The organism is Tenuifilum sp. (assembly GCF_037481895.1).
GTDB classification, from domain to species: Bacteria; Bacteroidota; Bacteroidia; order Bacteroidales; family Tenuifilaceae; genus Tenuifilum; species Tenuifilum osseticum.
Genome location: NZ_JBBFKU010000085.1, coordinates 1 through 656, shown reverse-complemented (window position 1 = coordinate 656; position 656 = coordinate 1). Strand labels below are relative to the sequence as shown.

At 37.2% G+C, this 656-nt stretch carries 1 protein-coding gene; it reads left to right on the top strand.

The genetic code is table 11. From position 1 onward, the window contains the following. On the top strand, positions 1-292 hold a 292-nt coding region (locus tag WHS63_RS13215), incomplete at its 5' end, for a T9SS type A sorting domain-containing protein (RefSeq protein WP_445205525.1). Between the last annotated feature and the right edge of the window lie 364 nt (positions 293-656).

The window sequence follows — 656 nt, the reverse complement described above, 5'->3', positions numbered from 1 at the left end:
GGATACTTCAGCTTGCTATACAGTTACAACTGTTGGAATTTTGGAAAATACTTTTAGTAATGACATAATAGTTTATCCAAACCCAACTGACGGTATAGTGAAAATTGACTTAGGTGAAACGCTGTCTGAATTTAGTGTTTCGCTAACTGATGTAAATGGAAAATTAATTAATCAGACAAGCTACAAAAACACTAAAATGATTGAGCTTAATTTAAATGCTCAGCCAGGCATTTATTTATTGACAATTTATTCGGAAAATAAAAAGGCAACGATAAGATTGATAAAGAATTAACGTTTGCTAACACGCGGTATAGTTAATTGCCGGTGCAGTGGGAATTGGAGCGGCACAGCTCGTATCAAAAGTAGTTGTAACTTGATAGGAAAGTGCTTCGAAATCGGCAACTAACCATACCGCAATCCGTTAGCGTTCATTGTAAGAAAGACAAACCAGACGACAGAATGAAAAATGAATTTTTGCTGCATAAAGACAAAGAAAAATGAAAATTGCCGACACACAAAACAACACATTTGCAAGCCCCGACACACAAGCCGATGCTTCTGCTTGCAAAAGAGCAGTTTTCTTGCCTACGCTCCCAAACCCACCCACCACCCTTGAAAACCCGTTAAAAAGAATTATGGTAAATGGGAAAATAAAC